Source organism: Polynucleobacter sp. 39-46-10, assembly GCF_002282275.1.
Genome location: NZ_NCJB01000171.1, coordinates 1 through 4,936 on the forward strand (window position 1 = coordinate 1; position 4,936 = coordinate 4,936).

Sequence of the window (4,936 nt, forward strand, 5' to 3'; positions counted from 1 at the left end):
TTTGAGTTTCCTGATTTTATTTACCTGATCAATAATTTCTACCCGACGCTGTAACTCACAAGTCTCATGGGCTTTGCGCACCATGTCTAAGACATAGGCCAAACGCGTGCCATCTTGCGTATCGATGCGCCCTAGCCTCATGTCCTTGTAAAGTCTTGCCATCTCCATCCGGATCGTTTCGGCATCATTGAGCCTGATTTTGCTCATGCTATTGACGGGGGTAGGGGTCGAGGCTTCGCCATGTCCCAATTGGCTCTGAGGGCGATCTTCAGGCCTGTTTTGATCATCCAAACCGGCATTAAAGGAATTCATAAAACAATACCCCAATCAAAATGATCTGCATCAGCCTTGCAAGTTAAATTCCCACCTGTCTGGCCATAATTCCCAGAATCCCAGTGGTTCAAAGCACGGGAATTATGAGAATTATTGGGAATATTGGAGTTTTTACTATTGATCGATAACATCCAAATACTGCGCCTTGAGCTGGCAAAGCCCTCTACTTTTGCTACTAATTTCAGCGCATCTTTTGCCCTATAAAGAGATGAGTTTCCATATCCGTTCGCCCTAGCAAGATCAGCGATAACCTTTTTCTCTTGGCTACCACCCACATCCTCTAAATATGATTTGAGCCACTGAGCACAATCCCCCAACTCAGAACCATTTTCTCCATCAAAATCAACTGCCTCGGCATTACTAATAATTTGATGGGAACTTCCTTCAATTGGTCCTTTCCAGGTCACAATTGAAGTGTCGATTCCGTTGTACTGAGTCTGCTCAACCGAATATAAAAAGCCTCCATCCCTTGCGCTTAAGTTTGTTTTAAGCCTTACTAACACTCGATCTCCAGTATCTTTATCGATGATGGTGCCCCATACCATCCTAGGCAATGCAGTAAATGCTTGGGAACCTAACACTCGCTCAGCAGGATCCTTTCCTTGTCCACCTTTACTGAAATGGGAGATGCCAATAATGGCGCATCGCTGGTTTTGTGAAAACTCCACCAATGGGTCAAGCCCCTCTCTCACATCATTAGCTTTATCTGAGTTTCCCTTTACCAATCCGATAATCGGGTCAAGCAAGATTAAGACGACACCGCCAATAGAATCAACCACAGTCTTGAGACTATCTAAATCTGTTGCTGCATTAAAAGTGCGATCATCACCATCTTCTCGTACGGATTTGAGAATGTATATTCTCTCTAAATCCGCACCCATAGCCGCCAATCTTGGCATCAAAATATCTTCAGGATCATCTTCACTTGACCAGATCAATACGTTGGATCTACCCAAATATTTTTGGCCACTAGGGAAGGTTCCACCGCTCGTAATAGCAGCTGCAATACCAAGTGCTAACGTGGTCTTCCCAGTACCCCCAGCCCCAGCCAAAAGTGTTAACTTTCCCATTGGTAGCCACTGGTCTATCAACCAAGTGATGGGTCGCATTTCGACATTTGAGCCCTTCATGAGTTGTACCTCTATTTTTGACTTAGCTTTCTGAGTAGGTGCAGTGCCCGTCTTTTTACCATTCACTTGACCCTTTCCATACTCAGCAGGATCTCGAGGGTTATACAAGCCATCAGTCATAGAAGGTGGATCAATTAAATCAGGTAATGATTGATCGGAAACAAATTCATCCACTTTTGCCTGCAGTCGCTGAATATTTTTCATGCTTTCGAGGTTATTCATAAATAGAACCCCTCAATCATCTGAATACGGCCACAAGCCTCAAGCAAACGCTTTTGATCACTTTGAGTCAGCCGATAATTGTGCCCCATACTAGAGGCAAAACCAGCCACCAGAAGGGATTCATACCCAATTAAAGTCAGCGCATCTCTTGGTGATAATGGGGTCGGTCTAGGAGGCTTAGATGATACTTTCCCATCTTCAATCCAACACCCTAAATCCTTACAAGCGGTTACAAAATCCCAAGCATTTATTGCACGGTGGTAACTCATTACATCACCCCCTTTTGCGCCACAACCCGCCATGCAAGAGAAGGCGCCACTAATTAAATTAATCCGCATCGAATCGCTTCCACCATGAAATGCACAGGATGTGGTAGCCCATTTCTTACCTTTTGAAAGCTTTAGACCCTGATTTTCGTAATAGCTCTGAGGGTCAGGCAAACGAGATCTATCAAAGCTCATGAGACCCCCCGGCCATAGGGCTAGCTTGGTCATATGACACCCCCAACTCACCACTCAGAAGCCTGGCAATGTCAGAGACCGGCCACAATAGTCGGCCGCCGACTTTTACAGGGCGTATGCCGTAGCAATGACCTGTTAGGCAGTAATTCTTTCGGATGGTTTTTGTTGAACATTTGGCTGATTGCGCAAATGCTTCTGTTGTTGCTAGCTCTGGTATTTGCATAACTTTTGACCCTTTTATATCCCGATAGATTTCGGTACATAGTCAATTTATGCATCAAGGCCACTCTTGGATAGATGCTCTCTATTGAGAGCATGAGTGCCTCTATAGAGACACTGTATGTTTTTCGCAACCTCTTTAAAAAATTTATTTAGCTACTTTTTTCCGGGCTGGCTTTCCCTCTGGGTATATCAGCCACTCATAAATAGTGTCTTCTATGTTGTTGCCTTTAAACACAAACCCAACATCATCCCTGCTTGCAAAATCTAATAGCGGCCCCTTTAACGCGTACTTTGCTTGGTTTTTACTCTTGAAATTGCCGGATTCAAACAATCTATTCGCCTCATTGCGCATTTTATTTCCTGGCTCATGACGCGCTTTTCTTGCTTTTTTTAAATTCTCCCCTCCTACCTCTGCAAAATCCTTTTGAAGATGCTCATCAAGGATGCAATAACTGGCTACACCAAGCAATCGAAATGAGTCCAGCAAATGCAATATATCAACCTGAGTCATACTTCCACCTAGAGTTTTAGCCTTCTCGACCCTATTGCTGAGATCATGTAACGCCTCACGTGCAGATACATAAGCTCCAATTAATTGACGATTTTTAGGCTTGTCATAGGCTTTTTTCAAAATCGCCCAATTATTCAAATCGCTGCGGCTTGACTTACATTTATCTACATCAACCTCTATCTCCAGCCTATTGGCTGAGTTTGTATATAGCTCGACTGCTTCCTCTAAAGCGCTGTCTAACTTATCCCGAATGATTGATACATTCAACACAACATCATTTTTATTGACAGCTTTGGGCACCTTTGCGCCCTCATTGGCGACGCCTTCATTTATTGCTTTACTGTGGCGAGCAATTGCCAGTTTTGATTTAGATTTTTTATGTTTTAACTTCTCGACCACATCCCACCCCTAATGCAGTTATGCAATTAATTAAGTTGTTTACAGCTTATATTACAGAACCACCAACCAGCCTAAGAGCTTGTACATCCTCTTGGGGCCTGAATTCAACCCCTGCCTGCTCCAATATCCAAGCCTCGTACTTTGTGTGCCAAATTGCCAATAATTCAATTGGGCGAGAAATATAGTGCTTCTCAGCCGTTGCGCTTGGCTTATGACCTTTTATTTCAGCAACAACGCCCACCGGCATTTCTACCCACTCCGCCAATGAGGCGAAAGTTCTGCGTAAGCCATGTATGGTGACCGGAGGGAGCTCAGCAAGCTCTAGCGCCCTGTGGTGAGACACGCTAGGGTCAGCATACCTTCCATCTCTGGACAATGGACTGCTAAATACCCACTCATTACGCCTTGGCAAACCCTCAATTAGACTCTTAAGGTATGGAGTAAGTGGAATTTTTCTACCCTGCTCCTCCACCTTGTCTTTGAGCCATAAAACATTCCATTGAAAATCAACATCAACCCATTTTAGATTCGCCATTTCCTCGCGCCTCGCGCCCGTTAAGATTACCGACTGAAGATAGGCCTTTGCGACTAAGCTCCTTAGGGAATTAACAGCCTTAAACCATGGCTTTAGCTGTGCACGCTGGAGCACATCAAAGCGCTTGCTTTTGCGGCTGGGCACCTCATCTCGCAACTCTTTACCCTCAACCGCATTTACATCAATGATTTTTGAATATTCTGGCCGAATCGCGCACCAACGCCAAAATGCCCTAAACATTTCAAATCCCTGCCGAGCATTATTCGCTCTCGTAGCAGCCTCTATCTTTTGCCAATTTCTCAAAACATCAGCACTAATATTGGCCATACGCATAGACATCAGCGGGTACAAAACACCGGGCTTAGTTTTTTCTTTGCTACGCATTCTTTGTTCGCCGCCTGCTTGAGATAAATTTTCATGGTCTTTTAGATGCCTCGCACCCCACTTCTTGCCGCGCTCTATATGAGGGCGCGTCATCTTGTCCTTTTGATACTTAAGATACTCATTCCAAGCTTCACCAACCAAAAGTTCTTTACTCTTTGCTTCAGACCTCTTTGCCTGCGCTTGCTCTTCCTTGGCTTTAGCAAGTTCTCTAGGATCTATACCTTGATCAGTTAATGCTTTGAGGCGGTTAGCTTCTTTTTGTGCAGCGCCAATTGTGTAAGTGCGCGTATCCCCTATTTTCAAGCGTATAGGGGATGAGGATCCCCCAACCCGTGATTCAAAGATATAGGTCTTTTTGCCCGTTGCGGTGACCCTAATCCCCAACGAGGGAGTTTTCGCATCCCAATAAAAGCTTTGCTGCTTGCCTTTTTCGCATTCAAAGCTATCTACCCGCCCAGCCGTGAAATTCACTTTATTAGTTATCATATAAAATCCGTAGACATATAGTAGACAAATAATAGCAAAATAAGGAAACATAAATCAACACAGATAATTTACAAAAATCGTTAACTTATTGTTTTATATGATTTTTATTTCTCACATGGGAACATAGAGTAATACAGGTAAACCCTAATATATACGGGCTCATAACCCGAAGGTCGTAGGTTCAAATCCTGCCCCCGCAACCAAACAAGTAGAAGGCTTCTAAGGCGATTATGTCTTTGAAGCCTTTTTGCTT

The 4,936-nt window shown here is 44.0% G+C and carries 5 protein-coding genes; all 5 read right to left on the bottom strand.

Annotated features, from left to right (window positions below; genetic code table 11):
* The coding region (locus B7X71_RS11705) for a hypothetical protein (protein ID WP_293598634.1) at window positions 1-312 on the bottom strand (312 nt) is incomplete at its 3' end.
* Window positions 309-1,685 carry an AAA family ATPase gene (locus B7X71_RS11710; RefSeq protein WP_293598635.1) on the bottom strand — a complete coding sequence of 459 codons (1,377 nt, stop codon included), beginning with the start codon at window positions 1,683-1,685 and terminating at the stop codon, window positions 309-311. The genes B7X71_RS11710 and B7X71_RS11705, both read right to left, overlap by 4 nt.
* Window positions 1,682-2,179 carry a hypothetical protein gene (locus B7X71_RS11715; RefSeq protein ID WP_293600817.1) on the bottom strand — a complete coding sequence of 166 codons (498 nt, stop codon included), beginning with the start codon at window positions 2,177-2,179 and terminating at the stop codon, window positions 1,682-1,684. Before B7X71_RS11715 ends, B7X71_RS11710 begins: the two co-directional genes overlap by 4 nt.
* 334 nt (window positions 2,180-2,513) lie before the next feature.
* A complete protein-coding gene (locus tag B7X71_RS11720) occupies window positions 2,514-3,278 on the bottom strand; it encodes a hypothetical protein (protein ID WP_293598637.1) in 765 nt (254 codons plus the stop codon).
* Window positions 3,279-3,324: 46 nt separating this feature from the next.
* Window positions 3,325-4,683 (bottom strand): integrase family protein, encoded by a 1,359-nt coding sequence (locus tag B7X71_RS11725; protein WP_293598638.1) that lies wholly within the window; start codon window positions 4,681-4,683, stop codon window positions 3,325-3,327.
* Between the last annotated feature and the right edge of the window lie 253 nt (window positions 4,684-4,936).